Here is a 17,483-nt window from a genome sequence, read left to right on the forward strand (position 1 = left end):
TAATGGAAAAGTTAACCCTTGAAAGAATTGAAACACTCCATCCCCGCGTACGTTCTCAGGTAAAGGAAATTCTGGAAGAGTTGGAGTTACCAGACAATGTTCAGGTTCGTATTACCCAGGCACTCAGAACTTTTAAAGAGCAGGATGGACTGTTTGCGCAAGGCAGAACCAAGCCGGGATCCAAAGTGACCAATGCTGCCGGCGGTGAGAGCATTCACAATTATGGTCTTGCTTTCGACTATGCGCTTTTGATCGATACCAAAATATCCTGGAAGGTGGATGAGAACTGGAAAAAAGTGGCGCAGGCATTCAAAGCTAAAGGATGGACCTGGGGTGGGGAGTGGAAATCTATCAAAGACTATCCACATCTGGAAAACACATTTGGGTATACCTGGCAAAAGTTGCTGGAAAAATATAAGAAAGGAGATTTTATAAAAGGTACCCAATATGTTAACCTATGATCATCCTGGATATTGACCTGATTGAGACTTATAATAGCTCCATATTAGCCATCGCAGATGTAAGCAGCTATCCACCAGAAAAAAATATTGAAAACCCATTTATTGAAATCACCCCACCGGGATTTTCAAAAGTGGGTCTTTCTTTTATCCCAAAAACGGTGAACCTGTTTAACAGCACCAGCATAGAGCTAACCAACCCGGAAGTAAAACCAGCGCCGCTGCCGGACGGTATTTATCACCTGAAGTACTCCGTTAGACCCAATTATGAAATATATACTCAGAAAACCTTTTTAAAAACAAATGGGATCAGGGAACGCTTTGATATTGCTTTTCTGAAGGCAGATGTAAGTAACTGTGACAGTAGAAGTGCTGCCAGGTTCAGATCTAAACTGGATCTGATTTCATTTTACCTGCAATATGCCATGGCAGCCGCTAATATCTGCAATGAAAAACTAGCCATGGATCTGTACCGAAAAGCTCAGCGACTTCTTGATAAGTTTGATTGTTAACCTGAAAAAAAACAAAATAAGTATGGCCAGCTGTAAGATATGTGGTACTGCTATCTGTGATTGTAAAATAGTGTGTGATGCCTGCTCTCAGACTAACCTTACCCCTGAAGCAACAGTCGCTCCTGTAAAACCCGCGTAAGGAATATGAATCTGTTTATTACCAGTAATCTCCATCCATGTCCTGGATGTCAGGATAGCCGCAATCTCATTTGTCTGATTGATAAACACCTTTCTGCCAGCGGATATAACCTATTAAGTAATTCCCGGTTGGGTTTAAGTAACCCGGTAGATATGACCACCGATAAAAGGCTTTTAATATACCGGCACATACTTTCTGCCCGAATGATTAATCCTGATTATGCCGCCGGTTTGTCCACCAGTGAGATTATCAGCCGGACATCTCAACTCCTTTATAGCTATGGGCTGCGATTGTAATAAAACCAACTATGAATGTAATGGCGTCAATGTTTCCTCAGATTGTGTTATCTGGCGGGGAGATCCTATTCCACTACTGGGTATTTGCACCGGGGATCCGCTGACATTTCTGGAAATGCAGATCATTGATAAGATCGCTGAGCTGTTGGATAAAGAAGATAAGACGCTGGAAGATTTTGATGTCTCTACCTGTCCGGCCCTAAGCAGTAAGCTACTTGGAAAAGAGCCACAGATCGCCTCCCTGCTGCAAATTATCTGGACAAATCAGTGCAGCCTCGGGCAGGCAATTACCCAGTTACAACAAAAAGTAGATGCTGAAAAACCTACCCCTTATCCATTCCAGTTAGTATGTATCACTCCTCCCGGAGGGGGAAGTTCCAGCGATGCCATTTTACAGGGTGTTTTAAATAAAGTATGTGAGCTGCAAACGCAATTAGCAACGGTTGCTCCAGCGGTAGAGGAAGCAACAAAGATAATGATAACTGAGTATCTGGGACAGGTATTAAGGGGACTTGGGAGCAGAGGAATAGTAAAATCGGGAACAGGAAGTAATCAGTCTTTCCTGTTTAACTCATTTGTCCCTCCATATTGTCCGTTGCCGTACTATGGACCAGTGACTAATTTTGATGCTACCGGAAAGGGACTCGTTGGTACTGCTTATGAAGGGTGGTATTTTATGAGTGGACTTAATGGTATTCCTGATTTAAGAGGAAGAACACTGGTGGCAGCAGTAAAAGATATTCCTGGTCTTGCCCTGGACAGTGAAATAGATCCTACAAAGGCTGATAATGCCGGTACTAACTATATACCTGGTCAGAAATTCGGATACAGCTTTGTAAAACTACTGGCAACCCAGATGCCTGTACATAACCATGGAGTTGTTGATCCTGGACATTATCACCAAAGTATATATCCAACACCGGAAAAATTTTCAGGGAATAAATTTGATTCTGCCAATCAGAGTAATACCACTCTCAAGGATACTTCAATTGCCAAAACGGGTATAACAATAGCTAATAGTGGAGGAGGGCAGTCCCATGATAATCGTCAACCCAGCTTTACCATTACCGGATACATAATGAGAATTGACTAACCATTAAATTTAAATCAGTGCCTTGTCCAGACTGCCATCCATCCGGCCCCATATATGCTTTCCCATTTCCTGATGCCCCATGTAATGATCCCGGTAATCCAGATTGTTGCGAACATATAATTAAGGCCAGCTGTATTGAAAATGATGGTCTTCCTCTTAACTGTATAGTATCTGACACGAAGGAAAAGTTGGATATCATTTTGCAAAAGATTGATCAGAAGATTTGTGAGATCACAGGTAGTAGCGATCCTTTTAATAATTATAGTCTTCTGTGCCTGGAACCGGTAAGTAGCCAAAAAGTATTTGCCGAAAAAACGGCTGCAATGCTTTGCCAACTGAGGTCTACTGTGGTGAACTTTACTACCAACATTTTTCCTGCAGAAATTACGGCTATCAGAAATGATATTACTACGTTAAATAAAGCTGGCTTCAATTATGAATGTCCAGTATTAAACATTGCCCAGGCCGATTCCATTGCGGAAACTTTATTTAAGCTTGCCAATGCTATTTGTAACGTTTATTCCTCTCAGCTAGACTTGTCCAGTGTAGACTGGAACAATTGCTCTTCGGCTGAACCTGTACCACAGACCATTCAGGAGGGCTTTAACTTTCTGTTAGATCAAATTTGTGCTTTGACCACCGGGGGACAGACTCTTCCTACTTTTGATAATACCGGAACATGTCTTACTGCAGGTACAGCGCTTGATAGCCTTTCAGATACCATTACAAAAATTCGTGCACGTTTGTGTAGTCTGCCCACATTCTCTGTTTCGGCATTAACTAGTTCCTGTATCAACTTTTCGGGGGTTACGAGCCTTGAAGGAACATTATCAAAAATATTTGAGGCGATAGATCTGCTTACCAAAAATACGATCAGACAGGTTGATACTGATATGTTCAATATTTCTGATGCCGATGGAACGCAGCCCTGCCTGGGAAAGAAAATATCGCTTTCAGGGCAGGTTGCAGGATCTGATAGACTTGTTGCTGTATCTGCGGCAGATAGTAATCCAGGGACTCTTGAAGATAAACTTGAACAGGGAGAAGGAATAATTTTGGATACATTTACCACTTCTGGCAAAATTATTATCAAAACTTCTTCCCAACCGGAATACAAAGTAAAGTCTACCTCTTCTGATGCTGCAGCCGGCTTTCTGGATGAAAAAATTATAGGATCAAATGGAACAATTAATACTGCTGTATCCCCAAACAGTGGCAAGTTACAGATATCGTCTTCAATAGATTACGATTTATTAATAGATCGTCTCTTTGATATAATGGAGACAGATGCAGATATCAAGGCAAGGTTTTGCGCTTTGGTTTCATCCTGTCCTTCTCCTTGCGCTCCACCTACTAATGTTCAGGCAATACCAGCATAAATGACTGCTCCCTATATAATAAAGTTTACGCCCACAGCCGGTGCCACCGGAACGCTCATTGAATACCGGCAGGCCGGTTCCTCTGTATGGATTACCCCAACAAGTACCCCTAACCCCACCACAGGCAGCCAGTACCCACTGGATCTTGAAAAGGGCAAATCCTATTATGTATCCGTATCAGCAATTAGTCCAAATTGTAGAAGACGAAAAGCGATTATTACCGTGGTTGTACCTGCAGGCCCAGATCTGCCGTGCTGTCCTTCCGGGTTTACATTATCTCCGGATAATACTTTTTGTTACAAGGAAGAAACAATGCCCCCCGAAATTCTTTCTTCCGGTATGTGTTTAGCCTATTCCAAAGAATCAGGAGCATATTCGGGCGATGGAGCCAGACTTTATGATCCTGGATTTTCAATTCACCTGCCTTCTTCCAATACATATACTGCACTTACAGGGGCCTATTGGACGGGAACTCCTGCGGGCTATGGTGATCCTAATAATAGTGGTTCTTCCGCTAATGAGAGCGTTATGAATAGGGACAGTGTGTGGATAGATGCTGATTGCGATGGTACAAAGGATGCACTGGCTGCATGTTCGGTATTGCAGTTTACCTATTTGCTCAATCTCTCGTCCCCAAAAAGAGTTTATGTCGGGCTGGGAGGGGATAATACATTCAGGTTAGATATCAATAACAATATTATTGTTCAATGTGAAGCTGGCCCAAGTGGAATCGTAGCATCAGGAGGCACCGTATGTGCTACTGCACCTGCAGCTTCTTCCAGTAATGTCAGTAACAGCAATTTTAACCTCTGGCATATTATCCCGGTAGATCTGCCCTCCGGTCCAAACTATCTCAATTTCCAGGCTACCGGTGATGGATCAGTAAACGATGCTTTCGCAGCGATTGTATATGATAATACTGCCCAGCAAATAGCTGCCGCCACAAGCGATGCAGCGCTAAATATCCTTTTTCGAACTGGAGACTTTAAAGGTGAACGCCTTGATATAGCTGTCTGTGAAGCCGGGTGGCAACTGGACACCAGCGCAGGTATTGGCAATTATGTGTGTCGGAAAATAACGCAATCGCCCACTATTTCCTGTTAACCCCAATATTTTAAAAATGCCAGATGTTTCTACTGGAACCACCATGATTAAGTTTGGTTCGTCTTTACGCATAGGATATCGGGCAGAAGGTTCAGCCTCTGCTTTTACCTACCTGCCTCAATATTACTCTCAGGCTCAATTACCGCTAACTTTTACTGTTCCCTCTTCCGGGAGTTGGGAAATAGAATATTCCGAAATCTGCCCGAACTGTAGCGGGGGAATATATTCTGACAGTGTAATAACTATTGTAAATGTATGATAGGTATTGATGTTTTGACTCTCACGTAATTCAACTATTCAGAAAATCAAAAATCCTGATTTCTTTAACTTGTTAGATTGAAGAAATGGCCTGTGTTTAATTATCTGCTGTTTAATGTTTTAATTTTACAGGTAAGAATTCTCGTTGTTAACCCATAACCCCTATGACCCTACGCCAGATTGTATCTGACCTCAGATCCATGCTCAAGCAGGTAAGTGCAGATAGTGTACTCACCGATAGAATGCTGGCATCTGAATTACGTAGTGCCGCCGCTTTACTCATCAGAAGGGATTTGCTATTGCGAAGGCTATGGAATACCCCAACTCTTTTTACCCAGATCAGATGTCTGAAACTCTGTGAGGTGCCTGTAGCAGAGTGCTGTAACTATTCGGCCCCCTGCACAATCCGCCGTTCCCAGTGCAGAATTAAGGGCATTGCAGATCTTGGAACATTCGGGCTGGCCATCCAGGGAATTTTTACCATTGATGGTAGGAAGAAGTTCAAAGAAGCTAATCCTTCCAGGTATGAAAATATTTTACGATTAAACATACCCAATAAAAAAGGGTATTACTGGTTACTGGATGGTTATCTGTATATCACTGATCCTGATCTGGAAGCCATTAACCTGGTAGCTTATTTTGAAGAGGGAGTAACCTTTGAGGGGACAGACTGCCAGTGCGCAGATGCGACTGTGGATCAAAGTTGTCTCAATCCCCTTGATGAAGATTTTAAATGTCCTCAGTACTTAATTGAAAATGCGAAAAATGCTGTCTATGAAAAACTCGGAAGATTGTTTAAATCATCTTTAGCAGATCCGGTGAGTAACGAAAAAGAAGAAGCGCGATGAGACCTCGAATTGATTATAGAAGTACCAGTAAAGCAGCATATAATGATTTTTGCAGCCAGCATCCTAATGAACAGATTTCTTTTATCCAGTACAAAGAAATTATTTTGGGATTTAATACGTTACTGGCAGATCATGTCCTTGAAACCGGTGAGCGCATAAAACTCCCATTTGGACTTGGAGAAATAAGTATTGCCAAGTTTCGCCCTCCCAGACAGAAAACATTTTTAAACAAAACTGGAAAAGCTGTAACGATTACCGGCCTACCCATTAACTGGCAGAAAACCCGAGAGCATAAAAAGATCATATATCACCTGAACGCTCACACTGATGGTAATAAATATCGCTGGAAGTGGTTTGTTAAAAATGCCCGTTTTGCCGGTGCTGGTTGTTTTAGTTTCAGAGCTAACAGAATCCCTTCAAGAAAATTAGCCCAGTATTTAAAGTCAGACCCTAAATACGCTCAAATATATCGCCAATGGCAGGATTAACCCATCCATCCTATTATTATCCCTACGAATTTATCTCCCCCTCATCTATGTATGCAGAAATTAAAGAGGAGATGAAAAGTTATTTTGCTACCGGGGTGGTGGATGATACCATGTTTCCTATATATACGGAGAGTGCTTTAAAGAAAATTGGGAGAGCAACCTACAAAATAGATGAAGTTATTGTTGAGCTGAGTAATCTTTCTGCATGCCTTCCAGCCGATTTCAGTTTCATCCGCGAAGTATGGTCCTGCCAGTCTTCTTATTTTACTATGCCCAACCCAGGAGCACTATATAGTAGTAATACCTATGTCATCTCTCCGGGCGGTGATTTTGACTCCTGTAATCCATGTTCATGTCCTGAGACTTGCGATAAAAAATTCCAGGTAGTAAGTAAAACGACCACACAGACCATTCTGACTTTTAATCACTCCTACCGGCTTAAGCCAGGAAACAGAAATGTCTTAAACCTATGCAGCAAGGATTGTGATGCTATCAGCAAAGATGCTCCAGATATCTTTGATATCCGGGATGGAAAAATATTTACCGGATTTACGGAAGGTACCCTGCACATCATCTTTTATAAAAAAGAATTTGACGATTCTGAGTTCCAACTCATACCAGATAACCACCGAATCATAGAATACATCAAGGCATTTTTAAAATACAAGATGTATGAACAGATCTTCAATGAGGTAGCTGATGAATCTTTTAACCAGGCAGAGCGAAAATATCAGCTATATAAACAAGAATACTATGATGCCTATATCAATGCAGACGCGGAGGTAAAGAAACAAACCATTGGCCAGAAAATCAGCAGCATACATGCTGCCAGCCGTCGCATGAACAAATATATTATCAGGTGAGAAGCGATAACCCCTATACCGCAAATACAGCCCAGCTGGGAATGAATACTGACGCTGCAATTTCAGCAATGAAAGAAGGGCAGCTGACTTTCGCGCGAAATGCAGTACTCCAGAATTTTGACGGGAAGATGCTTTGCTATCAAAACGAGCAATCTAACGAGCTTTGCGGCCAGTTAAAGCCTGGTTTTAAAGTCATAGGGTTAAAAAATATTATTGAGCAGCAGCGCTCCGTCTTTTTCATGGTTAACCCTGATTCCGGAGATTGTGAAATCTGCCAGCAAACCCATGGCCAGTGTACCTATGCAACGATCATAAATGCCCGTTGTTTAAACTTTAATATTTCATTTCCAATACACAAAGTAATAGTTAAAACATCAAACTGCAGCACCCAACTATTTTGGACTGACGGGCTTAATCCTCCACGATGGATAGATCTGGAGGAGCTTCCCTGGTTAGAGCTGCCGGATCCGGCTGACAGCACTAAAAAAATAAAACAGGAAGGAACAGCCGACTGTAATAAGCTGCTTGTTCAACCTAATTTTTCCATTCCGGTAATTACCCCCACAGCTTCAACTGTAGGTGGATCTTTAAGAATGGGTAGCTACCAATTTGCCGTTCAGTATGCAGGCAGTCTGGGTAGTGGACTCACTGGATTTTATGGCATTACCAACGCCATTGGTATTTGGGAGTCCCGTTACACCCAGGACACCGATCTTTTAAGCGATAAAGCAATTGCCTTATCAATAACCGGACTTGATAGAAGTGGTCTGTATGACTACTTTAACCTGGTTTTAATAAAAACGATTAATAATATCGCCAACGTGGAGCTGGTCGGAACTTATCCTGTTGGTAGTGGAAGCGTACAATTGATTTATTCCGGAGAAAGTAAATCAGATGTCAGGCTTACTATGGAAGATATTTTTGAACGATTCCCCTATTATGATACCGCTCAGGATGTGACTACCAGTGATAATGCCCTTATTTGGGCAGATATGGCTGTCCATCAGAAAATCAATTACCAACAGATATGGTCTAAAGTGAAATTGTTTTGGGAAACCTGGAAGATTCCTGTTACCAAATTTGAAGGATACAATAATCCCATTAACACATCGCAGTACAGAGGATATATGGGCGATGAGGTGTACGCCTTTGAGGGGTGCTTTATTTTACGAAATGGAAAAATCACTGAAAAGTTTCATATCCCTGGTAGATTGCCTACTGATTATGATCTTCAGATTATTACCGGCGATGATGTCATTGTATATGACGAGAACCCTTGTGCTGATCCAAAGCCCACCCTGCGCTGGCAGGTGTATAACACGGCTACTTTTATTGCTCACAGCGAAGACTTTATAGATCGTGGAGCAGATAACTGTTATATAGGCCCCTATCAATATGGTCTATTCGGATATCATGAGTCCACTGAGCTATACCCTGATAATAGATATATATGGGGAGATCTGGCCGGAAAACCTATTCGTCATCACCGCTTTCCAGATGCCGTCGTTTGCCCGATTCATGACGATAATACTACCGGTAATGTCGGATTTCAGCATAGTATATATCCTAAAGGAGTCCGGGTAGACCTGCGCAGCCTTTATGATGCCATTGATAACTCCGATTTAAGCGATGCTGACAAATCCCAGATTGCCGGCTTTAAAATCACTCGTGCTAACAGAGCAAGTCATAAGTCTGTAGTAGCAAAGGGGTTGCTTTTTAATGTGGGCACGTATAATTATCAAGGTACAACGAGTTTCTATCCAAATTATCCGCTAAACGATCTTCGTCCTGATCCTTTTCTGGCAGCAGAGAAAATTACGGCTAAATCCGGAGATAATCCGACAGCCCGTCTGGATGGATTTTCCAGTCAGGAAAGTAAACAACGGTATACCTTCCATTCTCCTGATACTCACTTTTATCAGCCCTATGGGGTAGATAGTGGTTATCTGAAACTGGAAAGCGTCGAATATGGTAAATCCCGATCACATTTTGTAGAGGTAAAAGATAATGCGAAATATAAATTTTTAACCAAAGATGCTACTAAGCTGGCTTTCGCAGCCGGAATGGCGAGCGTAATAACTTTAGACATCGGGGGTGGTTTCGGAACCCAGGCATTCCAGGCGCAAGCTGGATTACAGCTGCAGGCTGTAATTCCTTCTTTCACTTCTACGCTTGAAGTGATTAAAAATATCACACCAGCGGTAAATTATGGCTGGCAGTTAAATGTGGTAGGAAATTATTCCAGATCTGTTCCGGTTGAAAATAGTGGTTCGAAAATTCGCCGTATTGATATCGGCGGCTATCTCACTGCCGGTATGCAGCATTTGGGAGATATTCATACCATTAACAATTTACGACGGGAAAGCAGCGTGTATTTAAAAGTAGCGGGTCCCTTACCATTTCCCCATGAAGTTTCTGAAGACATCGCCGCTGATAATTCCAGGTACCTGATCTCTGAATCCGGATGCTCAAAATCTCCTTCTGAAATTGAAGAAAGGAATATTTGCGCATATTATGGAGCAATAAAAAGGATCGTTCCCGGACAATATGGAAGGATGTACTCTTATGAGAGCGTAGATACCGGATACTACCAACCACTGTCAGATGAAAATGGAGTAAGGCTGTATAAGTTTGCTACCGTTTTTGGCGGGGACTGCTTCATTAACCGGTTTGCACTGAAAAGAAAACTCGCATTTTTTCTTGATGAAACAGTAAATAAAGGTGAAGGAACGGATATAAACTTAGATGATCTCTCCAATATTGGATATCCTATGTTTTGGTATTCTACCAAACCAATAGATGTCGATGCTGATTTGTCCGGACTTGAAAGTGAAATGAACACCTTAACGGATTTTGGTTTTTGGACAGTACTCGGAAATCTGGTTAGTGGTGGAACAAAACCGCTGCGTGCAGGACTTACAATTCTTAATAAACTTTTCCAGGCTTACCTGGAAGTATTAGGTGTGGCTAATATCAACCTGGATTGTGCTGCCACAAAGAATATGAACGAGATAGGAAAAGCCTATCTGTTTGCTTATGGCATCCCATACTTTTTTACGGAATCAGAAGTAAATACTGATTACCGCCAGGCTATCAATATTAAGGAAGGGGACTATTTCCCAAATGTTGGAGCCGATATTCCCGATGACTGGTTACAGGAAACCTTTGTTCCGATTGCAAACGATAATCTTTACGTTTATAATAAGAGCTATTCCAAGCAAAACAAAGAAACCTATTTCCACCCTCTCCAGGAGAATTTTGATCCCACAAAAACCTGTCAGACACATTTTGCCAACCGGATCATTTATTCAGAAAAAGCAAATATGGAGGAGCTGAAAAATAACTGGTTAGTGTACAGACCCGTTAGTTATTTTGATTTGCCGAAAAACTATGGCCCACTAACCGCTGTCGATGGTATTGAAGACAGGCGTCTGCTGGTCAGGTTAAGACATAAAAGCCTTATATATAATGTAATGGCAACGCTGGATACACAGGCTGGGATTGCCCAACTTGGAAACCCTGCTTTCTTTTCAGGGCCCCCTGTTGATTTTATAGAAAGCGATTACGGATACGCTGGTAGCGCTCACAAACTGCTGATTAAATGTCCATATGGCAATATCTGGGTAGACACTATCCGGGGACAGGTGTTGCTCCATAAAGGCACTAGCATAGAGGATCTGGCTTTAAAAGGAATGAATAGCTGGCTTATGAATAATCTGCCTTTTCAGATTACTTCCCTGTTTAAGGAAATAGGTACTGACAATCATTTTAATCACATAGGGCTTACCGGGATCTTTGATACCAGGTATAATCGTTTGCTTTTGACAAAAAAGGACTTTCTTCCTTTGAACGCCGGTATTGAGTATTCAAATGGAAAATTCTTCCTGGATAATAAACAGGTTCAGCTTTCAGATGCTCAGTATTTCTGCAATAAATCCTGGACGCTATCCTATAGCTTTATCACCGGAGCATGGGTAGCTTACCATAGCTATATTCCTGATTACTACATAGGTCATCCGGCATTTTTCCAGACAGGATTTTCCGGTGGGCAATATGATCATGGAACCGCCTACACTTATGGTAGCTTCTATGGCCTGCCAGCTGAATATATACTGGAGTATCCGCTGCAATTTGGTGGACAGGAAACCATTATAGGATCTGTCCATGATTATACTACTGTATTAAAATATACCAGTGCAGAATCTTACCATGAGGTTGAAAATGATATTTATTTTAATCATGCCGTTATTTATTCTGACTCTCAATGCTCTGGAATATTGAATCTGAAACCAAAGCCCAGAGGGAACCTGAAAGCTTACCTGTCATATCCTAAATTCAATACTGATTCCAAAGATATTCTGGTTACAAAATCTGATCACCTGTTTAACTTCAATCAGTTTTGGGATATCGTTTCTTCCAGAAACCTGCCATTTTTTTCCCGCTCCTGTCAGCTACCCTCCGTGGACAGGATCTTCATCAAAGAAAATCTTGACTATGGGATGCGGCCACATACAAAATCAAGGATACGTTCTAAAGATGCACGTATCAGACTTATCTATGATAGCCAGGGGCCGTATAAGCTTATCACCAATTTTTTGTTAACCAATACCCAAGACTCTTTCAAATAATGCCTGACGATTTACAAGCCCTGCGAAAAAAGAAATTTGAACCAACCCGTGTAAGCCGCATCCAGCAGTTGGCAAAGCAATGGAATGTACCTACCCAGAATATACATACCACAGTTAATTGGGGTTATGATACTGGCATAGATATTCCGGATAGAACTGATTATTTTACGTTAGACTCTTTGGGAGCACTCACCAATCGTAAAATTGATTACGCTCCCGTTAAGGGTTATCCTGCCGGTACCTATATCCCTGCGGGCAAACCCATACCTGTAATGGATCCGGCAGCCGTTTTGCCAGGAATGACTCCGATTGGGAAATTACCACCTGTTAAGCTTCCCCCCGGCGTAAAACCAGTAATGAAAAAGGGCGGTGCAATCAAAAATGGTAGAAAGGCCCAGTATGGAGATATCCTGCCAGTTGGAAGAAACCGGAAAATATCCAGTGAGCTGGAAAATACACCCGTGTCTCCATTACCGGTCAGGGATATGCAGATTGCAGATTATTTTAACAATCCTCAGAATCGTCGTCTTATTCCCAATGACGCCTCTGTCAATGGCCCAGAGCCGGAAGATCAACAATACTACATTGATGGGAAAAATGGACAGATGTACCAGGACGGAGATCAAGGCCCCGTGCCAATTGCTGCAAATGCTGGCCGATCCGGATTTAATATGAGCCTTAATGCCGGCGCTGTGATAACAGGTGTAAATTCTGCCATTAATTCCTTGTATGATAAAAGCAGGGGCATCAAAGAGTTTTCCCGTCTTAAAAGAAAGCAGCTACAGGATAGTGGTTATAATCCCTATCAGTATGGAACTGGTTCACAGGCCATCTATAGAAATGGTGGAAGCCTGACACCGGTTGGAGGGAACTCTATTTCCGGTAATAATCCGATGTTGCAATTTAATGGCCCCTCGCATGAAAATGGTGGTATCCCAATTAATTATGCCGGGCAAAATGTGGAAGTAGAAGGAGGGGAAACAGCCTATCAGGATAGAGCCGGCGATCTTAACATTTTCGGAGACCTCACCATTCCAGGCAGCACTATGAAGTTTAAGACTGCAGGGAAAAAAATCGGCGCACTGGAAGCCATGCTGTCAAAGAAGTTATCCAAGGCAAAGAGTTTAATGGCCGAAAATGATCCGACTGATAAGTTTGAACGCCTTTCATATAATACGGGCAAATTGCAAATAGCTGGAGCCAGCAGGGATCAGGCAGTTCTCACATCGCTAAAGGAGAATTTATCCCATCTCCAGGAGAAGGCATTACTGGCAGACGGCAATAATTCCGGAAGCAAGGCAAAACATGGCTATATTATTGCGCAGGATGGTACCAAGGTGCGTAAACCCTCCATGGCTGAAAGACATAATAATCCCGGTAATATCAAATATGCCGGATGGCTTGCGAAAAAATACGGTGCTACCAAAGGAGATAAATCTTCTGACGGAGATAACTTCGCCGTTTTCCCATCAAAGCAGGCTGGTTTGCAAGCAATGAAAGCGCTGCTGAAAGGTCCTGGATATAAGTCCCGTAGCGTAGAAGATGCCATCAGCCGTTGGACAAACTCTGAAGGCTATAAAATTGATATCGGTGACCTGAAAGGTAAAAAGGTTGGCAGCTTAAATAATGCCGAGCTGGAACACATGATGAATGTGATTACACAAGGGGAAGATAGTAAGCTCTATGATCTGGATTTTCTTTTTACTAATAAGCCAAAGGATCCTGTAATTGATGCGAGCATTCATCCTCCGAAAATGACCGTTGCTCCTTTAAACCTTCCGCAGGGACCTGGTACCTATACTAACAATCCGCCAGATAGCCCAGAACAGGCAAAAGTTCCCGGTAAAAATAAGGTCCCACTCACAGATATTGATAATCCTGGATCTCCTGCTCGCCCCGGTCATCCAAATCCACTGGCCTTTTCTCAATATGGCCCAGAGCTTTTAGCGCTGGGAGAAAGACCTGATTTTGTTCCCGGACAAAGATATGAGCCTAATTTATTTGCTCCTTACCAGGTAACATTTCAGGATAAGTTAAATGAAAACGCAGCCACTTTTAATCGTGTTGCCATGCAGTCGGGAAATAATCCTTCTGCATTAAGTATTCTGGCTGGTCAGAAATATATAGCTGATTCGGCAGTGCTGGGGGATGAGTTTAGAACCAATCAGGGAATAACTAATGATATCACAAACAAAAACATTTCGTTACTAAATGACGCGCAGCTTAAAAATTTACAGCTGGCAGATACGCAGTTTGTAAGGCAGTCGCAGGCTGTAGCCAATACACGCCAAAATATTAATAATGCTATTAATTCCATTTCATCGAAGATTGCTCAAAACAGGCTGGAGACAAGAGGATATAACGCGCTGTCTTCTATGTTTCCTCAATATAATTTTGATAATAATGGAAATATTGAATACCAGCCAAATGAGGAGATGTCTTTTGGAGCTGGTGCAGATATTAGCTCACCTGAACAGTATTATCAGCGCACCAGAAACGAGTATGATGGAAGTGGAAAGTTGAGGAAGAAAGTGGTGAACACCCCATCTGATGCCGAGCAAGCCAAACTGGAATATCAAAACTGGAATAATAGCTTGAAAAAACGAATGTCGCTGCTTACTACATCGCGCAGATTAAAATCAACTTCATAGGTTAAACATCGTTAACCAGCATGGTGATAGCAGCTGTTATAGTTTTAATTTTGTTCCAACCCGATTAACCCTAATGGCAAATTTTTTAGAACAACCACGCCAGTTTAACCCATATATTCAACAAATTCCCATGGATATTTATGCCACTGTGGGAATGCAACGGCAACAGCAGTACGAACAGGGAGTCCAAAAAGTTAATAGCTACCTGGATTCCTTATCAGGATTAAATATTGCCAGGCAGGTAGATTCAGATTATCTGCAGGGAAGAATTGGTGAATTAGCAGAAAAGGTAAACAAGGTCGCTTCTGCTGACTGGTCGGGCAGGGGCATTGTTAATCAGGTTGGAAAACTTGCCGGTATCGTTGCAAATGATCCGGTAATAAAGAATGCGGTGATCGGTACCCAGAAATACCTCAAAGACGAAAGTGACATCGCAGAAGCAAAGAAAAATGGTAAATGGGCACCGGAAAACGAATGGCTTTTGAGAAGAGAGATGTCTTCCTGGATGAATGCTCCACAACCTGGAGTCAGCTACCAAACCGGCGGCTACAAACCCTATGAAGACGTGGCTGCTGAAGTTATTAAATCCTGGAAAGATGCCAAACCCAACTCTACACTCGTGCAGCGACCCAACGGTGATTTCTACGCTTATGAAACTGTTAATAATGAAACGGTTGGCAAAGATGGACGCACTTTGATAGAAACGAGCGTAAAAGAATTACGTCCTGACCAGATTGCAGATCAGATAAATGGTCTGCTTACCGGGGGACAGCGCGAGCAGCTGGCTTTCTCCGGATTATATCAACATAGAAATATTAATTCTCCAGATGATCTTAACAAACTTATTGATGGACATTTTAAAACGACTGAAGGCACTTATCAGCGGCTGTTGGATAATGAAAACCTTGAAATGTCTTTACAGGCGGGCAACGCAGGAAAGATTGCAGAAATAAAAGAACGGATTGCCGCCATTGAAAAGAAGAGATCAGAGCTTTCCGGCTCGAAAAAATCCTATAAAGAAGCAGCGCTCACCAATCCCGATGGGATTAAAAGTTCTATATACTATGAGTCCTGGTTAGGAGGTGTGAGTAATATGCTGGGCTTTTCGGAAACATCCACAAAGGTGGTTGACAATCCCAGCTACAAAGCAATGTTTGAAGAGTTCAAAGTATGGGCTGATTTACAAAAGGCGCAGATGGCTGCCACTGTAAGTATGGCACATAAATCTTCTGCTAAAAGCAAAAAAAGTGATGATGAAGAAGGCGGTGGATGGTCTCCTGTCACTGCCACTGTACTTCCCTTAAGCGAAAAAGACAGACGGGGTATTACCCTTGATAGTTTTAGAGGCAGACTTCAATCCGTTGGTGACCAGATGGATCAGAGCATGATGGGGCTTCTCTATAGAAAATTCGGAGAGTCCTATGTTAACAGAACGGTCAAAGATCTTAATGGCGATGGTATTACTGAAGATGTTTATTCGATAAAGAAGGGTAGCGAAGGAGCTGCGATTCGCGCCCAGGCGGAGTGGTGGGATGCTTACCGGAAGGGAGATCCTGGGCTTGATATTACCATAAAGGAAACACTAAAAGATGCAGATGAGAAAAGACTGGTTTCCACAAAGCTGGCAAAGGTTTTAAATGATGTGGAGGGCAAAGCCGATAATTATGTAAGGACAACGAGTCAGTTTCAGGCATATAAAAATGCTGAAAACCGATTTAATTCTCAGCCTGCTGTTCAGATATATGGTAGTATGATATCTCCTGGAGATCTGAAAGCCTATGAATCCTTAAGAATTTCAACCTCCATATCGACCCCCTCTCTTGGAATAGGATCTCCTGGTGGAACATATACGCCGGCTCCTGATGCTAAAACTCTTGCCCAGTATGGTTTGACACCGGAAAAATACAATGCTATTCTGAAAGCGGAAGGTAGTGATGACACGCCTGAAGGAGCTCATCTTTCTTCACTTAGAAATTTATACCAGCAGACAATTAAGCCACTTTCCAGGGTAAATGCTGATAAAGCGGCATATATAAAGGATGAGATAAAAAAGTACGCAGGTATTTTTAATGAAGTCGCCCTCACTCTTCCCAGCGCTAAACCTGATGAGCTTAGGCCCATAGCCAATTTTGTAAGTACCCTCGCAGCAAATGCCAGAGAAACAGAAATGGGAGGGGCCACCAACTGGAAAAAAGTAAGGGAGATGATTAATGGTGATCACCTTAAAGAAACTGCTTATTCCTACGTTCAGGACAAAGATGGTAATGTACGCCTTAGGATAAGTAATCCGGATGTTGATAAAAACAATCCCCAGGAAATTGTTGTAGATTCTCAGACTGCCAGAATAAATAATTTCTCCGTCCCCGACTTCCTGTCCTCTACCAGGTCCCTGCTGGAACTGGGTGAAAATATCCGTACCGGAAACTCCTTTGAAGAAAGTATCCCTACATCCAATGAACTCACTGGCCGCTACCAGGTTCGCCATGAGGTTGAAAATTTTAACGGAAGATATAAGGTTAAGTTATACATATCTGATCCCCAAAACAAAGAGATAAATGCCAGAGAAGTTCCCATCAACAACGTTTTATTTTCTGATTGGAACCAACTGACAGCGTTTTTGAAAAATGATGTTACAGAAAGGTTCATTACCTCTCTGCTCGCCCCTGCACAAAGTAGTCCGGCAGGGACTTCCGGTTACAATTTCCAGAATAACTTTTTTTCTACCAACCCCCTCATACCAGGTTATAACCCGACACGGTAAATATC

The 17,483-nt window shown here is 42.3% G+C and carries 11 protein-coding genes; all 11 read left to right on the plus strand.

Annotation, left to right across the window (positions count from 1 at the left end):
* Positions 1-2 precede the first annotated feature (2 nt).
* The 11 genes from BMW86_RS15790 (at position 3) to BMW86_RS15850 (ending at position 17,478) form a co-directional block, all read left to right on the plus strand.
* Complete coding sequence (locus tag BMW86_RS15790; RefSeq protein ID WP_089782689.1) at positions 3-461, plus strand: M15 family metallopeptidase; 459 nt, start codon at positions 3-5, stop codon at positions 459-461.
* Positions 458-970 carry a hypothetical protein gene (locus BMW86_RS15795; RefSeq protein ID WP_089782690.1) on the plus strand — a complete coding sequence of 171 codons (513 nt, stop codon included), beginning with the start codon at positions 458-460 and terminating at the stop codon, positions 968-970. Before BMW86_RS15790 ends, BMW86_RS15795 begins: the two co-directional genes overlap by 4 nt.
* Before the next feature lie 358 nt (positions 971-1,328).
* Entirely contained in the window at positions 1,329-2,498 is a 1,170-nt protein-coding gene (locus tag BMW86_RS15805) for a hypothetical protein (protein ID WP_143056585.1), read from the plus strand.
* Between the two features lie 200 nt (positions 2,499-2,698).
* Complete coding sequence (locus BMW86_RS15815; protein ID WP_177189276.1) at positions 2,699-3,877, plus strand: hypothetical protein; 1,179 nt, start codon at positions 2,699-2,701, stop codon at positions 3,875-3,877.
* Positions 3,878-4,981 carry a hypothetical protein gene (locus tag BMW86_RS15820; RefSeq protein WP_089782695.1) on the plus strand — a complete coding sequence of 368 codons (1,104 nt, stop codon included), beginning with the start codon at positions 3,878-3,880 and terminating at the stop codon, positions 4,979-4,981. It begins immediately after the preceding gene.
* A gap of 422 nt (positions 4,982-5,403) precedes the next feature.
* Entirely contained in the window at positions 5,404-6,087 is a 684-nt protein-coding gene (locus BMW86_RS15825) for a hypothetical protein (protein WP_089782696.1), read from the plus strand.
* A complete protein-coding gene (locus BMW86_RS15830; RefSeq protein ID WP_089782697.1) occupies positions 6,084-6,575 on the plus strand; it encodes a hypothetical protein in 492 nt (163 codons plus the stop codon). Before BMW86_RS15825 ends, BMW86_RS15830 begins: the two co-directional genes overlap by 4 nt.
* Complete coding sequence (locus tag BMW86_RS15835; protein WP_089782698.1) at positions 6,563-7,438, plus strand: hypothetical protein; 876 nt, start codon at positions 6,563-6,565, stop codon at positions 7,436-7,438. The genes BMW86_RS15830 and BMW86_RS15835 overlap by 13 nt, the downstream gene beginning before the upstream one ends.
* A complete protein-coding gene (locus BMW86_RS15840; protein WP_089782699.1) occupies positions 7,435-12,066 on the plus strand; it encodes a hypothetical protein in 4,632 nt (1,543 codons plus the stop codon). The genes BMW86_RS15835 and BMW86_RS15840 overlap by 4 nt, the downstream gene beginning before the upstream one ends.
* Complete coding sequence (locus tag BMW86_RS15845; protein ID WP_089782700.1) at positions 12,066-14,717, plus strand: hypothetical protein; 2,652 nt, start codon at positions 12,066-12,068, stop codon at positions 14,715-14,717. Before BMW86_RS15840 ends, BMW86_RS15845 begins: the two co-directional genes overlap by 1 nt.
* Positions 14,718-14,790: 73 nt before the next feature.
* Entirely contained in the window at positions 14,791-17,478 is a 2,688-nt protein-coding gene (locus BMW86_RS15850; RefSeq protein ID WP_143056587.1) for a hypothetical protein, read from the plus strand.
* Positions 17,479-17,483 lie beyond the last annotated feature (5 nt).

It is taken from the genome of Chitinophaga sp. YR573, from assembly GCF_900110995.1.
Classification (GTDB): domain Bacteria; phylum Bacteroidota; class Bacteroidia; order Chitinophagales; family Chitinophagaceae; genus Chitinophaga.